This is a genomic window from Blautia hydrogenotrophica DSM 10507 (assembly GCF_034356035.1).
GTDB classification, from domain to species: Bacteria; Bacillota; Clostridia; order Lachnospirales; family Lachnospiraceae; genus Blautia_A; species Blautia_A hydrogenotrophica.
Map to the genome: position 1 here is coordinate 1,335,052 of NZ_CP136423.1, position 16,731 is coordinate 1,351,782.

Annotated in this window: 14 protein-coding genes; 11 read left to right on the top strand and 3 right to left on the bottom strand. The window is 45.1% G+C overall.

Features of this window, described 5'->3' with window-relative positions; genetic code table 11:
* The first annotated feature begins 15 nt into the window (after nucleotides 1-15).
* Genes queF through BLHYD_RS06285 form a run of 4 tightly spaced genes read left to right on the top strand, consistent with a single transcriptional unit; the run spans nucleotide 16 to nucleotide 3,424 of the window.
* Nucleotides 16-513: a preQ(1) synthase gene (gene queF, locus BLHYD_RS06270; protein WP_040350386.1), complete on the top strand. Its 498-nt coding sequence runs from the start codon at nucleotides 16-18 to the stop codon at nucleotides 511-513.
* 12 nt (nucleotides 514-525) lie between these two features.
* On the top strand, nucleotides 526-1,221 hold the full coding sequence (queC, locus tag BLHYD_RS06275; protein ID WP_005946073.1) for a 7-cyano-7-deazaguanine synthase QueC: 696 nt from the start codon (nucleotides 526-528) through the stop codon (nucleotides 1,219-1,221).
* Nucleotides 1,222-1,268: 47 nt separating this feature from the next.
* A complete protein-coding gene (locus tag BLHYD_RS06280; RefSeq protein WP_005946075.1) occupies nucleotides 1,269-2,378 on the top strand; it encodes a phosphoribosyltransferase domain-containing protein in 1,110 nt (369 codons plus the stop codon).
* Nucleotides 2,375-3,424, top strand: coding sequence for a cysteine protease StiP family protein (locus BLHYD_RS06285; RefSeq protein WP_005946077.1), 1,050 nt, complete (start codon nucleotides 2,375-2,377; stop codon nucleotides 3,422-3,424). The genes BLHYD_RS06280 and BLHYD_RS06285 overlap by 4 nt, the downstream gene beginning before the upstream one ends.
* 97 nt (nucleotides 3,425-3,521) lie before the next feature.
* On the opposite strand, the gene BLHYD_RS06290 is transcribed toward BLHYD_RS06285, so the two are convergent.
* Entirely contained in the window at nucleotides 3,522-4,502 is a 981-nt protein-coding gene (locus tag BLHYD_RS06290) for an HpcH/HpaI aldolase/citrate lyase family protein (RefSeq protein ID WP_005946081.1), read from the bottom strand.
* Between the two features lie 380 nt (nucleotides 4,503-4,882).
* On the opposite strand from BLHYD_RS06290, the gene BLHYD_RS06295 reads away from it, so the two are divergent.
* From BLHYD_RS06295 to BLHYD_RS06325, 7 genes are all read left to right on the top strand, one after another.
* A complete protein-coding gene (locus BLHYD_RS06295) occupies nucleotides 4,883-7,156 on the top strand; it encodes a YceG family protein (RefSeq protein WP_040350387.1) in 2,274 nt (757 codons plus the stop codon).
* A gap of 44 nt (nucleotides 7,157-7,200) precedes the next feature.
* Nucleotides 7,201-8,346, top strand: coding sequence for a toxic anion resistance protein (locus BLHYD_RS06300; RefSeq protein ID WP_021846018.1), 1,146 nt, complete (start codon nucleotides 7,201-7,203; stop codon nucleotides 8,344-8,346).
* Nucleotides 8,347-8,451: 105 nt separating this feature from the next.
* Nucleotides 8,452-9,033: a TerD family protein gene (locus tag BLHYD_RS06305; protein ID WP_005946089.1), complete on the top strand. Its 582-nt coding sequence runs from the start codon at nucleotides 8,452-8,454 to the stop codon at nucleotides 9,031-9,033.
* Nucleotides 9,034-9,048: 15 nt separating this feature from the next.
* Nucleotides 9,049-9,630 carry a TerD family protein gene (locus tag BLHYD_RS06310; protein WP_005946092.1) on the top strand — a complete coding sequence of 194 codons (582 nt, stop codon included), beginning with the start codon at nucleotides 9,049-9,051 and terminating at the stop codon, nucleotides 9,628-9,630.
* A gap of 9 nt (nucleotides 9,631-9,639) precedes the next feature.
* Nucleotides 9,640-10,230: a TerD family protein gene (locus tag BLHYD_RS06315; protein WP_005946095.1), complete on the top strand. Its 591-nt coding sequence runs from the start codon at nucleotides 9,640-9,642 to the stop codon at nucleotides 10,228-10,230.
* A 128-nt stretch (nucleotides 10,231-10,358) separates the two neighbouring features.
* The gene (locus tag BLHYD_RS06320) at nucleotides 10,359-13,019 is read left to right on the top strand and encodes a calcium-translocating P-type ATPase, PMCA-type (RefSeq protein ID WP_005946098.1); all 2,661 of its coding nucleotides are present in this window, start codon (nucleotides 10,359-10,361) and stop codon (nucleotides 13,017-13,019) included.
* A 1-nt stretch (nucleotide 13,020) separates the two neighbouring features.
* Nucleotides 13,021-13,770, top strand: a complete 750-nt coding sequence (locus tag BLHYD_RS06325) for an HAD family hydrolase (RefSeq protein WP_005946100.1) — start codon at nucleotides 13,021-13,023, stop codon at nucleotides 13,768-13,770.
* A gap of 101 nt (nucleotides 13,771-13,871) precedes the next feature.
* Here the strand turns inward: BLHYD_RS06325 and BLHYD_RS06330 are convergent, their stop codons facing one another.
* Nucleotides 13,872-15,980: an FtsX-like permease family protein gene (locus BLHYD_RS06330; protein WP_005946103.1), complete on the bottom strand. Its 2,109-nt coding sequence runs from the start codon at nucleotides 15,978-15,980 to the stop codon at nucleotides 13,872-13,874.
* On the bottom strand, nucleotides 15,977-16,723 hold the full coding sequence (locus BLHYD_RS06335; RefSeq protein ID WP_005946105.1) for an ABC transporter ATP-binding protein: 747 nt from the start codon (nucleotides 16,721-16,723) through the stop codon (nucleotides 15,977-15,979). The genes BLHYD_RS06330 and BLHYD_RS06335 overlap by 4 nt, the downstream gene beginning before the upstream one ends.
* Nucleotides 16,724-16,731: the final 8 nt, after the last annotated feature.

Consider the following 16,731-nt stretch of genomic DNA (forward strand, 5'->3'; position numbering starts at 1 on the left):
AAAGGAGAGAGAAGTATGAGTGGACGAGAAAAAGCGGAGCTGGATGGGGTGTCTCTTTTGGGAAACAAGAAAGTGTCTTATCCGACGGACTATGCGCCGCAGATGCTGGAGACTTTTCCGAATAAGCATCCGGAAAACGATTATTTTGTGAAATTTAATTGTCCAGAGTTTACTAGCCTGTGTCCGATGACTGGACAGCCGGATTTTGCGACAATCTATATCTCTTATGTTCCAGGAGAGAGAATGGTGGAGAGTAAATCTTTGAAGCTGTATCTGTTCAGCTTCCGCAACCATGGAGATTTCCATGAGGACTGTGTAAACATTATCATGAAAGATCTGATTCGTCTGATGGACCCTAAATACATTGAGGTATGGGGAAAATTTACTCCCAGAGGAGGGATATCCATTGACCCTTACTGTAATTATGGGAAACCAGGCACTTGTTGGGAAAAGGTGGCCTTTGAGCGTCTGACTCACCACGATCTTTACCCAGAAAAAGTGGATAATCGATAGGAGGCTAAGAAGATGAGTGAAAAGGCGATGGTTCTGTTCAGCGGAGGTGTGGACAGCACTACCTGTCTGGGACTTGCAATTGAAAAGTATGGGGTCCAGAATGTGATTCCGCTTTCCGTTCAATATGGGCAGAAGCATGAAAAGGAAGTGGAAGCCGCCCGCAGGATTCTCGAATACTACGGAATCGAAGGGATGGAGCTGGATTTGACGCCGATTTTTGCTTACAGTGATTGTTCGCTGCTTTCTCATTCCGAAAAGGAGATTCCAGAGGCTTCTTATGCAGAACAGCTCAGGGAAAATGAGGGGGTTCCGGTCTCTACATACGTACCGTTTCGCAATGGGCTGTTTTTGGCCTGCGCCGCGAGTATCGCACTGTCGAGAGAATGTTCTTGTATCTATTATGGAGCTCACAGGGATGATGCCGCGGGAAGTGCATATCCGGACTGTAGCGAGAGCTTTTTTGAAAGTATGAATCGGGCGGTTTATGAGGGCAGTGGTCAGCAGATCAGAATTGAGGCTCCGTTTATCAAAATGAATAAGGCACAGATTGTAGCAGAGGGCTTAAGGCTCAAAGTTCCTTATGAGTTTACCTGGAGCTGTTATGAGGGAAAAGAGAAGCCTTGCGGGGTATGTGGAACCTGTATTGACAGAAGTGAGGCTTTTAAAGTTAATGGGGTGGAAGACCCTGCCTACAGAGGTGAAAGCTGAGAGAGTTTTGCACTGTGGTCTGGGTGTAGACAGAATGGAGAGAAAATATGTACCGAGAGAGCGATTTGGTTTGCGTTGCGAAAAGGCTGAACAATAAGAAGAGAGGCTATCTGGTGGTAAACCGCCTTCAGGGAAAGCATATCCCTGTACGGCCGGCTCAGGCCCTGGAATTGTTTGAGAGTCTTGCGGATGTACTGCAAGGAGAGTATGGAAGAGATTCTCTGCTGCTGGTCGGCTTTGCGGAAACAGCTACGGCGATTGGAGCAGCAGTGGCGGCAGCTTTGGGGTGTAGATATATGCAGACAACCAGAGAGAAATTGGATGACGTGGATTGGCTGTACTTTTCAGAATCCCACAGCCATGCGACGCAGCAGAAGCTGGTGAGAGAAGATGTGGAAAAAGCGGCAGAGGAATGTACGCGAATTGTCTTTGTAGAAGATGAGGTGACTACAGGTAATACCATTGGGAAGATTGTTCAGATTTTAAAAGAGAGGTATCCTGGAAAGTTCCAATATTCTGTAGCTTCTGTGTTAAATGGTATGAAGGAGGCAGACCTGAAAAGTTTCTGCGATTTGGGAATCTCGGTACACTATTTGGTAAAGACAGATCACGAAGGCTTTGAGAAGATTGCCGCTGGCTATCCGGAAGACGGAAAAGTGGTGGACTGTGTGGGAGCAGCTGGAATGGCTCGGGAACCATGGGAGTTGGTACCGGGCAGGGTCGATGCCCGGAGATTGGTGGACAGCACGAGGATGAGACAGCAGTGCGAGCGATTGGGAAAGGCAGTTTTGGAGAGATATCCGGTAAAGGCAGGAGAGCGTATTCTAGTTCTCGGGACGGAAGAATTCATGTACCCGCCTCTGTGCATAGCGGCCTGGATGGAGAGAAAAGGAGCAGACGTTAGCTTCCATGCGACTACCAGAAGTCCGATTGCAGTGAGCGCAGATGAGAGTTATCCGTTTCAATGCCGCTATGAACTGCGCAGCTTCTATGATGGAGAAAGGGCGACTTATCTCTACGATCTGGATAAGTATGACCAGGTGTATGTGGTCACGGATGCCTGGCAGGAGGAAGAGGCAGGGACGGACAGTCTGGCTTATGCATTGAGTCAATCTGGAAATTTTGCAGTGCACTGGATTAGGTGGGAGAACGAATGAGAACAACGTATAAAAAAGAAGATGTGGAACTTTTGTTAAAGGACATTACGGGGCTGGTAAAGCCGCAGTCCACCCAAGAGAGAGAACAACTGATTCAGCAGGGACGGCATTATTGTGAGATGCTTCCTATTGAGTATTCACCTTCGGAGGCGTATATGGAGGCCTACGAGACTGCCTTGAAGGTGTTTGCAGACTCCACGTCTGAGGCTGTGGGAGTACTCGCGGACAAGATTATGGAAGAAAAAGGCAGAAGTGTGGTTTTGGTTTCTCTGGCTAGGGCAGGCACTCCTGTGGGGATTTTGCTGAAGCGGTATCTCAGGTGGAAGTATGGGATTACAGTTCCTCATTATTCCATCTCGATTATACGTGGAAGAGGGATTGATCAAAATGCGATGCGCTACCTGCTCTGTCGTTACCGACCGGAAGACATGTTGTTTGTGGACGGCTGGATTGGCAAGGGGGCGATTTTGAGTGAGCTTAGAAAAGCCGTAGCGGATTTTCCAGGTGTCTCACCTGAATTGGCAGTGCTGGCGGACCCTGCGAATGTCACTAAGTTGTGCGGGACCCACGAAGATATTCTGATTCCCAGTTCCTGCTTAAATTGTACAGTGTCGGGGCTTGTGAGCAGAACTTTTTTGCGGGATGATATTATTGGTGAGACAGACTTTCATGGTGCGGTGTACTATGGGGAATTGGAAGCGCAGGACTTATCCTATGCATTTATCTCTGAGATTCAATCGCGTTTCCAGAAAGAATATTCTCAAAAGGATACCGGAGATTCAGGCCAAGGGCTTGATGAAGTCTTACGGATTGGTCGAGAGTTTAAAATAGAAGATGTCAATCTTATTAAGCCAGGAATCGGTGAGACCACTAGGGTTTTGCTGCGCAGAGTGCCATGGAAAGTGTTAGTACATGAAAAGTATATGGGGGATAAGGCTTTGGAGCACATTCTTCGTCTTGCAAAAGAGAAGAATGTTCCAGTACAGACTTACCCCTTGAAAAATTATAAAGCATGTGGAATTATAAAAAAATTGGCAGATGCATGACAGCACTGCCGATTTTTTTTGTCAAAGGTTGTTCACCGCAAAATAGCGTTGCGGCGGCGCGCAAGGTGGGATGCGCCCCTCAAAGATTGAGGCAATGTCAGTGGCAGGCTTTCTGAACAGCAGAGCAAATACCGTAAGAATCAGCCAGATATTTGGTACGCAGGGCCCAGTTGTAATGAGTTTTATATTCATTCATGCGGATATTTCGGTGGCTGCCGCTGACGAGATTAGCGTGACCGGGATTCCAATTTAAGATCTCTAAGGCATCCTGGTAATCTTCCAAAGAGACTGAGAAGGCTTGGTTTACCAATGTGATCTGTTTGGGATGAATGACGGTCTTTCCCACGAAACCGAAAGTTTTGTCTTTCGAGAGCTCTTCTGATAGGCCGTTTTTCCAGTTCGTTCCATTGTAATACTCCCAGACAGGACCGGACAGAACGTAATCCTGCCCAAAGACGGTCATAATATCTGAGAGAATGTCGGCTATAGGACGCAGATCGTAGATACTCTCGCAGACTTGGCGCCGCAGACCGAATACATTGCACAGATCGTTGCCACCTACTCGGATATTTAGTATTTTTTCCTCGATATCCTCTAACTTTTCTTTCAGGGTATAGAGAATTTGGCTGCGGGTTTTTAAATTCACGATGGAAGGGCTTTCAATTACTGGCATAAGATATAGATTTTTACATTCTGAGTCCAGCTTTTGGAATGCGTTGAGATAGGCATCTGCGTTAGATAGAGAAAATTTAGGCAGAATGAACCCCGTGAGTAGATCGCTGGCGGAGCCTAGTTTTTGAAATAGGCGAGAAATCTGCAGGGAATCTCTGACTCTGATAAATATCTGCGGAAGATAGAAATTAGCTTCCGAGAGAGCAGTTTTTATGATATGAAGAGAGTGGATTAATTGGTTTTCCGCTTCTAGGATGAAATCATCGGCGATGGTATCTTCCAGACACAGAGCGAGGGAAAAATGATGGCCGAACTGTTCTGTAACAATAGAGTGTGCAATGGTCTGGCTGGATGCAGGGCAGTAAAGCAGTGGTCCTATGTTATAGTATATGTTAGAATTTTTCATAGATTTTCTCCTTTGATGTACAGAGAATATTATAGCATCATTGTAGTGAGAATGGTAGTTGGAATTTTTTTGTATGGGGCCAGATGGCACTCCGTAAAATGCAGCAGGTACTGTTGTTACTGGTTATTCACTTGCGGTTCGTGAGTAATAACACGCTTCGCGATGCATACAAACTGCTGTAAACAGAAGTTTGGCGCGAGTATGTCTCGGGATTTTTGTCAAAATGTACAAAGATACCTCGCAGGATATTGGAGGCATGAACTGTAATGTACTGTTACACTTTTTCGAAAGAATCAGAGCGCTTTTATTGAAATAAATAGGGGATAATAGTATAATTGTGTTTAAATATGAAAAAGAATTTAAGGTTAGAGGCAGAAGATATGTTTGAGCACAAAAGGGTGCAAAATTTAGAGGATTTTTTTAGAGATTTGAGTGAACGGCCACACAGAAATGTCTTTTTTTATCGGATATGTGGATACAGTTTAGAAATTCAGAAATTCATTTCCAGATATTACGAGGAGGCAAGGCGTTCAGGTGTCGTAATTGAAGGAAGAATTCCAAATCCCAGCGAAGGAAACCTTTCCTATTATAATGAGATGATGGGTATGGAATTTCAGATGAATCCGGGTTTTCTCTCAGAGAGGCTGGGAAAGTGGTTGCCGCGGATGAATCAACAGCAAAGGCAGAGTGTGGCAATCTGTATCTATGATGTTCTAGACGAGATGAGACGGTCGGGAAAAAATGAGAATATGTTGAAAAATGCATATATTAAGTTTATGTGCTGGCTGTATTATAAATTTGAGAGAATTGTGAATTGCCTTGGAGATAATAAGGTCCCGAAAATTCTCTATGAAGCGAACATCAGCAATTATGAGTTAAAATTTCTGCACGTCTTGTCAAAGGCAGGTTGTGACATTGTGTTGTTGCAGTACCATGGAGATGATGAGTATTTAAAATTAGACCCTAAGTCGGAGATTTCCTGCATTTATTCAGAAAACGGTATGGCAGCATTTCCGGAGGATTTCAGCCTGCAAATGCTCAGGAAAGAGATTGTGAGAGATCAACAGATTCAGAGGCTTTATGGGATCCCCCCTGAGTTGTCTCGGTGCACAAATGCCTGGATGAAGGGAGAGGGACTGAAAGAAGTTTTGCTTAGCGGTGATGCTAGGGGAAAAGACAAGCGATTTTTTTACAATTCGTTTCTTAGAATCGAGGGCGTGGAAGATAAACTTACCTATATTAATGAATTGTTTCAGTTTCATCAGCAGCTAAAAAACAGTGGAAGGAAGCTCGTAATTTTAGAGAAAAAAATTCCGCTGCCGGATATGGATGAGATCGGACAGATTCACAGAGAAACTTACGGAAGTGTGGAGCAGTTACTTGCCCACCTCTCGGCCAATATACAGTATCCTGCCAACACAGAACTTCAAAGGCTGATGGTGAAAGCTTTTGTGGATGTGATTTTGGAGGAGAGTCAAAGCTCTCAGTTCAATCTTCACAAATTGACGAATCAAGCTGTATATTTGCTGTGCTGGCTGAAACGGTATCAGGGGCCTTTGTTTTCTGACTGGAAAATGTCTCAGATTGCGTGTCTAGTCTACTTGGGCGGCTGTAGAAATCTTCAGGAGACTTTATTTTTGAAAATGATGGCCAAGCTTCCAGTGGACGTGGTCATCCTGACGCCAGATTTGGGGAATAAATGTAAACTTCAGGATGCCGTTTTATTTGAAATTCATAATGCTGAGTCCATGACAGTGGAGGAGTTTCCAGATGAGAGCGGTGAGGTCAAAGTGGGAACGGCTGCTTACCATGCTCAAAGAGAGCTGGATACGCTTCTATATCAGGATTCAGGAATGTACCGAAGTATGCAGTATGATAAGGCAGTGACGGTTTCTTTGCAGACGACCTATGAAGAAATTGCGATTTTGTGGAATCAGGAGGTAAAATACAGACCGAATTTTAGCATTGTGGACGGGACAGTGAATCTTCCGGTGATTTTTGCGAAAGTCTGTGGAGTGAAAAACGCGGAAGTTCCCCAATACTGGGCTAAGATCAAAGAATTGCTGGTTGAGAATACCCTGGTGGTGAAAAACCGGCCTATGGTGCAGGGAACGGATGCCAATCCAGTGAAGCCGTTTGCCACAGAGTTTTTGAAAAATGGAAAGCTGCAAAGAGCTAAGATTAAGAATCATAAAAGCTATCAGTATGGGGTACTCAGGGAGGGAATGCAGGAGTACATTCTGGATAAGCTGCAGACATTGATCGACCAGCGGTTGATTAAAGGGACATTTCAAAATGGGACAGAGTATACGATTGTCTCTACTGTTTTGAATATGGGGCGGGACACCATAAGGCTGCTTCAGAAATTCGATTTTACCAAGAAGAATCCTAAATTGGTCTATATCAATACCACAGAGAGAATGATTACTCTGGAAGACAGTATTTTGGTGATGTATTTAAATTTGGTAGGTTTTGATGTGGTATTTTATATCCCGACAGGGTATCAAAACGTGGAGAAGTATTTTGCAAAAGCTATGATGGAAGAACATCAGCTAGGAGAGTATCTGTATGATTTGCAGATACCGGATTTTGAGTCATCCTTGTCTGGTGTTTATCAAAGTCTCATTGGTAAAATATTTAAAAGAACTACATGAAATATGTAGATATCAGGGCACAAGAAGAGGAATGGAGGAAATTTATGGGATTAGATTTTAACAGAGCAGAAACTGTGACAGCTTCAACAGGAGGATTCAAATCACAGACAGAACCTGAGGAGGTTCAGCCGTATGACATTGTGGCAGACCGGGAACAGATGAACACAGAGCTGGTCAATTCCCCGGAAGTGGATAACCTGTGTAGCCAGATTGAGGTGTTTAATTTGGAAACCATCGTGTCTTTTGGTTCAGAGGCAGCGGAAGAGATTTCAAGAGCGTCCGATATTGTTCTGAACAGTATGAACATGTCTCAGTTGGACGATTCGAGTGAAATGCTAAATACTTTGGCAAAAATCATGAATAAGTTTGACATTGAGGAGATCAAAGAAAATCCTGGACTGTTCGGCAAGCTTTTTGGAAATCTAAGAAAACAGCTGGATAAGATTTTGGCTAAATACCATACAATGGGGGAGGAAGTGGACAAGATCTATGTACAGTTAAAGCAGTATGAGTCGGAGATTAAGCAGTCAAACCGCAAGCTGGATGAGATGTTCCAGGCAAATGTGACCTATTATCATCAGTTGGTAAAATATATCTTGGCCGGTGAACAAGGATGCCGGGAGTTGGCGGAATATATTGCTCAGAGACGTTCAGATGTGGAGACTTCGGGGGATAATTCCATTCAATTTGAGCTTCAGTCTCTGGAACAGGCGCAGATGATGCTGGAACAAAGGGTACAGGATTTACGGACAGCGGAGAGTGTCGCGATGCAGTCCATTCCCATGATTAAGACAATGGAATTTAGTAACATGAATCTGGTCAGAAAGATCAATTCTGCATTTATCATTACGTTGCCGGTCTTTAAGCAGGCTTTGGCGCAGGCGATTATGCTAAAGCGCCAGAAAATACAGGCAGAAGCTATGTCAGCATTAGACCAAAAGACCAATGAGATGCTGATTAAAAATGCTAGAAATACAGTGGAACAGTCTAAGATGACGGCGAGAATGGCTTCTGGAAGCTCCATTAAGATTGAGACTTTGGAGACGACTTGGAGGACGATCGTCAATGGTATTGACGAGACGAAACAAATACAGGAGAATGCGAGAAAACAGCGTGTGGAAGACCAGGCGAGACTTCAGACAATTAAAAATGAATTTAATCAAAGATATAACATGCCGGACAGAAAGTGAGAGGCGGGCGAGAGGAATGCACTTGAAAGCTGAGTCATTGTGCGGCAGATCTATCCCTCGTGAAACTTTTTGAGGGACATATAATGAGCAGGAGGTAAAAAGGTTATGCCAATTAATTTATCAAAAGGACAGAAGGTAGACTTGACTAAGGGAAATCCGGGCCTTAAAAAGCTTATGGTCGGTCTGGGCTGGGATGTGAACGCATTTGATACAGGGGCAGATTTTGACCTGGATGCATCAGCGTTTATGCTGGGGGAGAATGGCAAGTGCCCCACTGAGAAGGAATTTGTCTTCTATGGTAATCTAGAACACAAAAGTGGTTCTGTAAAGCATATGGGAGATAATCTGACAGGAGAAGGGGACGGGGACGACGAACAGATTCAGATTGATCTGAGCAAGGTACCGTCTAATGTCGTGAGGATTGCGTTCACCGTTACGATCTACGACGCAGAGGGAAGAAGACAGAATTTTGGACAGGTGTCCAATTCCTTTATCCGAATTGTGGATGAGGTTACGAACACGGAGCTGATTCACTATGATCTAGGGGAAGATTTCTCCATTGAGACTGCGGTTGTCGTAGGGGAACTATACCGTCATAACGGCGGATGGAAGTTTAATGCGATTGGAAGCGGATTCCAAGGTGGTCTGGCGGCGCTGTGCGGACATTATGGGATAGAAGTGGCTTAAGAGAGGAGAGAGACTATGCCAATTAGCTTGAAAAAAGGACAGAAGGTCAGTCTGACCAAAGAAAATCCAGGTCTGACGAAGGTAGTGGTCGGACTGGGCTGGGATGTAAACCAGTATGACACGGGAGGGGCTTTTGATTTAGATGCGGCAGCGTTTTTGCTGGCAGACAGTGGAAAGGTGTCGCGCTCTGAGGACTTTGTCTTCTATGGCAATCTGAAGCATCCGTCTGGCTGTGCGGAACACATGGGAGACAATCTGACAGGAGCAGGAGACGGAGATGATGAGCAGATTCGAATTAATCTTTCTGCTGTGCCTGAGAATATCAGCAAGATTGCCTTTACAGTGACGATCTATGAGGCCGAGACCAGAAGGCAGAACTTTGGTCAGGTTAGCAACGCGTTTATCCGGATTTATAATGAACTGACCGGGGAAGAGATACTTCGGTATGATCTGGGAGAAGATTTCTCCATTGAGACCGCAATTGTATTCGGAGAACTGTATAAAAACAATGGAGAATGGAAATTCAATGCGATTGGATGCGGCTATCAGGGTGGTTTGGCAGCTCTGTGTGCGAGTTATGGAGTGGAAGTAGAATAGGAGGTTTGTATGTCAGTAAGTTTACAGAAGGGACAAAAAGTCAGCTTGACCAAGGAGAGCGAAAAACTCACCAGAGTGATCGTAGGATTGGGCTGGGATGAAGTACAGAGGAAGAAATTAGGCTTTTTTGCACCGAAGCCCCAGTCTATTGACTGTGATGCTTCTGCCTTGATGCTGAAGAATGGAAAATTAAAAGGTAAGAAGGACATCGTGTATTTTGGCAACCTGCGTCATTTTACCGATACAGTTATGCACATGGGAGACAATCTGACAGGAGAAGGAGATGGGGATGACGAGCAGATTGTGATTGATCTAGCAAGAGTTCCCCAGGAATATGACCGGATTGTGCTGGTAGTCAATATCTATCAGGCAATGAAACGGAAACAGCATTTTGGATTGATTCAAAATGCATTTATTCGTTTGGTGGATGGAAGTACGAACAAGGAAATGTGCAGATATAATCTGACGGATGATTATTCTGGCATGACCGCAGTAATCTTTGGTGAGGTTTACCGTCACAACGGAGAATGGAAGTTCAACGCCATTGGGCAGGGGACGAATGATCCAGGGTTGGGAGAACTTGCGGACAGATTTTCATAAGACTTTGTAAGCGAACAGCAATGCTGTGAGCTGGCTGAGATATCGCGGCGGATAGGGGAAGGTTTCCTTCTCCTATCCGATCGTTGCTGTGCGGTGAAATAAAGAGTGAAAAACAAAGGAGATTTGACATGAAATTTAACGGACTGACGGAACAAGAAGTCAAGCTTTCCAGAGAAAAATATGGTTCCAATGAGATACCGGATTCCGAGCCGACTACCTTTTGGCAGGAATTTAAGGAGACTTTTGGAGATCCGATGATTAAAATTTTGCTGGCGATTGCGGCTTTGATGATCGTAATGTTTTTCTTTGGCTATGCGGAGATCTACGAGCCGGCTGGTACGATTGTAGCAGTGCTGATTGTGGCGTTTGTATCGGCGAAAACTGGGGTTGCTAGCGACACCAAATACAGAGAATTGAAAGACAGCACGAAGAAAGACCAGTGTAAGGTATATCGTGACGGCGTTATTGCGGTGATTGATGTGGATGACGTGGTCGTGGGTGACAAAGTTTTGATGCAATCCGGTGACAAAGTTCCGGCAGATGGTGTTCTGATTTCAGGAAGTTTGAGAGTGGATAACTCTGCTTTGAACGGTGAGGCAGAAGAATGTAAAAAAGAAGCAGCTCCGGAAAGCTTTCAGCTTCCAGAGGACATCACAGGCGATACCTTTGTGGATAGATATTCTTTGTTCCGCGGAGCTGTGGTTTTTGATGGTGAAGGTATTTTAGACGTGCGCAAAGTAGGCCTGAGCACGATGATGGGAAAGATGGCTGAAGAGATGCAAGAAAACGAGCCAGATTCTCCGCTGAAGGTGAAATTGTCAAAGCTGGCACATCAGATTTCTACTTTTGGCTATATTGGAGCGATTGTGATCGCGATTTTGTACTTTGGTTATTTTGTGTTGTCGGCAGGAGGTTTTGAGGCGTATGTTTCTATCGGAGCGCCGGAGGTGATTCGTGATGTCGTGGAAGCCGTATCTTTGGCGGTTGTAATCATCGTCTGTGCCGTGCCGGAGGGGCTGCCGCTGATGATCTCTCTGGTTCTGATGCAGAATACCAGCAAGATGCTGGACCACAATGTGTTGGTTCGGAAAGCGGAAGGTATCGAGACTTCCGGCTCTGTGAATATTTTGTTCAGTGATAAAACAGGTACCATAACTAAAGGAATGCTGGAAGTGGTAGAGTTTTTTACAGCTGATGGAAAAAATATAGAACTCTCACAGCTTGGTCAGCATGGCAAAGTGAAAGAGCTTGTAGATTTGGCGATTGGAAAGAATACGCAGTCTATGTTTGACTCGGAGCATCGGGTCATCGGCGGAAACGCCACGGACCAGGCTTTGATGAAGTTTTTGGGAGAAGACACTTACAGTGCACTGGCGAGGAACACAGAATGCGAAGTGACTGCCTGTCAGAGCTTTAATTCTTCCAACAAATTCAGCCAGGCCAATATTGACAGTATGGGAAAGACTTTTTATAAAGGAGCACCGGAACGCTTGATCGACGCCGCATCCAGATACCTGGATGCCGACGGAAAGATTCACTCTCTGGACAAAGAGGTATTGGACAAAAAGATTCAGGAGATGGCCTCAAAGGCCATGCGTGTATTGGCTTTTGGCTATTCGGAACAGTCTTTGGAGGAGAATAGGATTAACGACGATTTAGTCTTGATTGGACTTGTGGGAATTCGAGATGATGTAAGACCAGAGGCCCGGGAGGCCATTGAAGAGGTGCAAAATGCGGGAATACAGGTGGTCATGATTACTGGAGACCGTCTGGAGACTGCAATTGCCATCGCGAAGGATGCTGGCCTTCTAAAAGAGGAGTCTGATCGGGCAATCACTTCTTCTCAGTTAAACGAGATGTCCGATGAGGAGGTCAAAGAATTGATTCCTCATATCCGGGTAATCGCCAGAGCCCTTCCCACAGATAAATCCAGGATGGTAAGGCTGTGTCAGGAGATGAATTTGGTTGTAGGCATGACTGGTGACGGTGTCAACGATTCGCCGGCTTTGAAGCGTGCCGATGTAGGCTTTGCCATGGGCAGTGGAACGGAGGCTGCCAAGGAAGCCGGAAAAATAGTGATTTTAGATGATAATTTCAAATCTATCAAAGATGCAATTTGGTATGGAAGAACCATTTACCACAATATCCTGAAATTCTGTAAATTTCAGCTGGTCATCAATGTGGCGGCTGTGGTGGTCAGTGCAATCGCACCGTTTTTTGGTGTTGAGGAACCTTTAAAAGTTACTCATCTGCTGTTTGTGAATCTGGTGATGGACGGCTTAGGCGCGATCATGCTGGGCAATGAGCCGGCCTTGGAAAAATATATGCACGAGAAGCCGAGGCGTCGGGACGAGAGCATTGTGAGTAAAAAGATGATGGCACAGATTCTGACGATGGGACTTTGGCTGACGGTTTTGAGTTTTGCCTTCTTGAAAATTCCGTTTTTCGCGTCGTTTTATGAGAATCAGGAGCAGCAGCTGACTGCGTATTTTGTATTGTTTATTGTTAGCGCGTTGTTTAACGGCTTCAATGTGAGAGATGATGGCTTTGGGATTTTCAAAGGATTAAATGAGAATACTGGTTTTCTGAAGGTTTTCTTTGCAATCATTGTGGTACAGGCACTGATTGTGAATGCGGCGTTGGTGCCGTTTGCGCCTTGTCAGTGGATTGGAGAGATGTTTAGCTGTGTTCCTTTTGGCGTTCAAGGATGGGTTGTCGCAATCTTGCTGGCAGTTACCATGATACCGGTAGATTTGATCAGAAAATGTATCGTGGGTTCTAAAAGCTGATATGAAAGTTTTCTATTCAGATTTGGACAATACCTTAATCTATTCTTATAAACATGAGATTGGAGAGCGCAGAAAATGTGTAGAGGTATACCAGGGGAGAGAAATTTCCTTCATGACAGAGTTCACCTGGAGGGCTTTAAAAACGTTGATGGAGAAGCTACTGTTCGTTCCTGTTACCACTAGGACGTTGGAACAGTACCAGCGTATTCAGTTAGGAATTTCCATGCCTTCTTATGCACTGGTCTGCAACGGCGGTATTTTGCTGAAGGACGGCGAGCCAGACCGATGTTGGTACGAAGAGTCACTGAGAAGAATTCAGGAGGCAAGAACGGAACTGGAACTTGGAATGGAATTGCTAAGAGCGGATGAGAAGGTCTGTTTTGAGGTGAGGTTCGTAGAGAAGCTGTTTGTCTTTACGAAGAGTGCAAAGCCACAGGAGACAGCCGAAAGGTTGCGGGAAAGGTTGAATTTAAAGTTAGTAAATGTATTCTGCAATCACAAAAAGGTCTATGTGGTTCCACGAGGGTTAGAGAAGGGAACAGCAGTGCGAAGGCTTCAGGAGATCTTAGACTGTAAGGAAGCGATTGCGGCTGGGGATAGTCTGTTTGATCTGTCCATGATGGATGTGGTGAATGTAGGGTTTGCACCGTTAGATTTGAGAGAAGAAGCAGGCTGTGTCAAGAATGTGGAATTTTTAAGCGGCGGTGTATTCTCAGATTTACTAATGGAGAGGTTAATAGACGCAAAATAGGTATAGAGGAGTACATAGAAAAGGAGTTCGGTTCTCTGTTTGAGAAATCCGAACTCCTTTTCACCGTACAGCGGTGTTGCGGCAACACTCGAAGGGAGCAGCTACTGGATTCCCAGCTGTACTTTAAGTTTTTTGACTGTGAAACGGTATACCAAGTAGATGATTACTGTGAACAGAAGCAGCACTCCTAGAGAAAACAGAAGACCTAAGAGTTCACTGGCAGTGAAGCGGTTATCGTTGACGTACAAAATTCCGCAGAATAAAACATAGATGATAGTCATACCCACAACTGCGGGAATACGAAATACTTTTGAACACTGTACTTTGATCTCTCTGGTGAGAAAGGCTGGGGAGGCGCCTAGGCGGTATAAGTCGTCAAAGATGTATCGGTTGTTTAATGCAATGGTCTGGCAACGGGTGTAGCTGATAATCAGGGCAGCCATGAGGCAGACGATAGCGATAAAGAGGAACATCATCAAAAAGACGGCGAAAGTTCTCAGGAAATCATGCTGGTCTAACATTCGAAACAGGGGCATATAGACCCAGCCGGAACGAAAGTCAGTAGAGTCAGGGGCTTGAAAACTAATTTGTGTCATTGCATCTGTATCTCCCCAGTAAGTCTCGCCTTTCTCCTGGGAAGCAATTTTCTGAACACGGTCATAGTAGAAGGGGAGTTCACACTCTGGTCCGTTAGCGTTGACGATGGTCAAAAAGAGTTCATCAGCAAATTCATAGCTGTCTTCCCCGTCCACATTGAAAAGGACCAGACGCTCTTTCCAGTCAGGAGTGGCCCCCTGGGAGATTGAGGCGTAATCCTGGTCGTCTAGGACATAAAAGGGAGCCATAGTGTTCATGGAATTAAATGCCAGGTAGCCGCCAAAGGAGATTGGCAGTTCTTGGCGGGTACTCATATTCGTAAGCAATGTGGAGGCGGAGCTGATATTGTAGGAGCCAGTACCGTCCGTACCTCGCACTGCCATGTATTCTCCGGGAGCGACGTCTATATTTTGTCCGGTCATACGCCGGTAGTCAGACTCAGGCCAGAACCTTCCTTCGGAGAGCAGCTTGCTGTACTCATAGTGCCAGGTGGTCTCAGAGTCACTGACTTCCTGTGTACCGTCCATTCCCAGGACAGTATAGTCCCCTGCTTTGTAGTCTTTGATTCCGAGACCGTATTTAGAAGCGATCTCGCGAATCTGTTCCTGTCCGGGAATATCCTGGTCGGAGCGATAGGCAAAGCTGTAGGAGTAGGGATAGCCGGACGTTTTTGTCATGTTGCCGCTGAGCATGATAGGCAGATAAAAAATGCCGAAGGCGCTGCCGGCGATCAGGACGGTGCAGACCAGAAGACTGTTCACGGTCTGTTTTCCTTGAAATTTCATCATGCTTCTGGATATGACATTTTTGTAGAGTGCCTTTTTATGAGGAATCCATCCGTGGACAATCGTGTGAAGCATAATCATGTACAGGCCGATAAACACTGGAACATAAAAGAGCTTGGTCCATAGGGGCGGCATAGCGTTGAATTGATCCATATAGATACCGGGAGCGAAATAACCAGATATAGCTCCTGCCAACAATAGGAGGATACCGGATGGACCACACCATCTTCCCAGATCTTTTACCGGTTCGTTTTTGTGTTCCTCCTGAATGGTGTCTAGAATATCTGTGCGTCTCAAATAGCGAAGGGCAGTGATACAGGAGCAGACTACAATCAGCAGGAAAAACAAAAGAGAGATCAGCAAAAACGTAGGGTTTAACGAGAGCCTCATTTCATCGGTATTTGCCAAGAATAGACGAAAACTATTCCACAGGAGAAGGACAAAAGGGATGCCTGCGAGAATCCCTAAGAGGGACGAGGCGATACTCAGCCAGAAAACTTCTCTGAGAAGTCCGCGGGAAAGTTTCTTTTTGGAAGCTCCAAGAGCCATAAGCACGCCTAGCTGTCTGGATTTTTTTCGGAAAAAGAGACTGGAGGCGTAGACAGTAAACACAGTACATCCAAAAAGTGTCAAGACAAAAATGGCAGTCATCTGCTTTCGGCTGTCTCCCCCTTCTGGAAAGATCGTCTGTACGGTGTTGGAGAACATCATTGCAGCGTATGCAGTGATCAGCATCAAGGAGATAAAATTGCAGAAGAGGTAGAGCATAGCCTGTTTCCGGTCTGCTTTCTGGAATTTTTGTTCTAATTGTGCCATCGTTGTAATCATAATTCATCACCACTCATTTCTTTGATTGCTGTCAATAGTTGATCGTGAAAAGCGCTGCGCCTCCCAAGTCTTTGCAGTTCTCGATAGACGATACCGTCTTTGAGAAGAATTACTCGGTCGCAGAAAGAAGCCGAAAAACTGTCATGGGTTACCATCAGAATTGTGGCATTCATCTGTTTTTTCGCATTTTCAAAGGATTCAATGACGGTCCGGCTGGATTTGCTGTCTAGATTGCCAGTGGGTTCGTCAGCAAGAATCAGGAGAGGATTATTGACGAGGCTTCTAGCCACGGCAGTGCGTTGACGTTCTCCACCGGAGATATCAGCAGGGTATTTGTTCTGAATATGGTCGATTCCGAAGAGAACTGTGAGTTGATCTGCCAGCAGAGCGGCTTTTGTGTCTATATTTCCCTGGATAATTCTGGGGACTAGAATATTTTCTCGAACGGTCAAACCGTCTAGCAGCATAAAATCCTGAAAGACAAATCCCAGTTTTTCATTTCTGATTTTGGCCAATTCGTTTTCGCTTAGTCCTCTTAGTTCCGTACCGCCTAGAGTAATCGTACCCTGTTCAAAAGGAATATAACAGGAGATACAGTTTAAAAGGGTACTTTTTCCAGAGCCGGAAGGCCCCATCACAGCGACGAACTCTCCTTTTGCAACGGAAAAACTGATTCCTTTTAGCACTGGATAAGTTTTCTTTCCGCTCATGTAAGATTTGTGAAGATCTTTTACATATAACATAATTATCA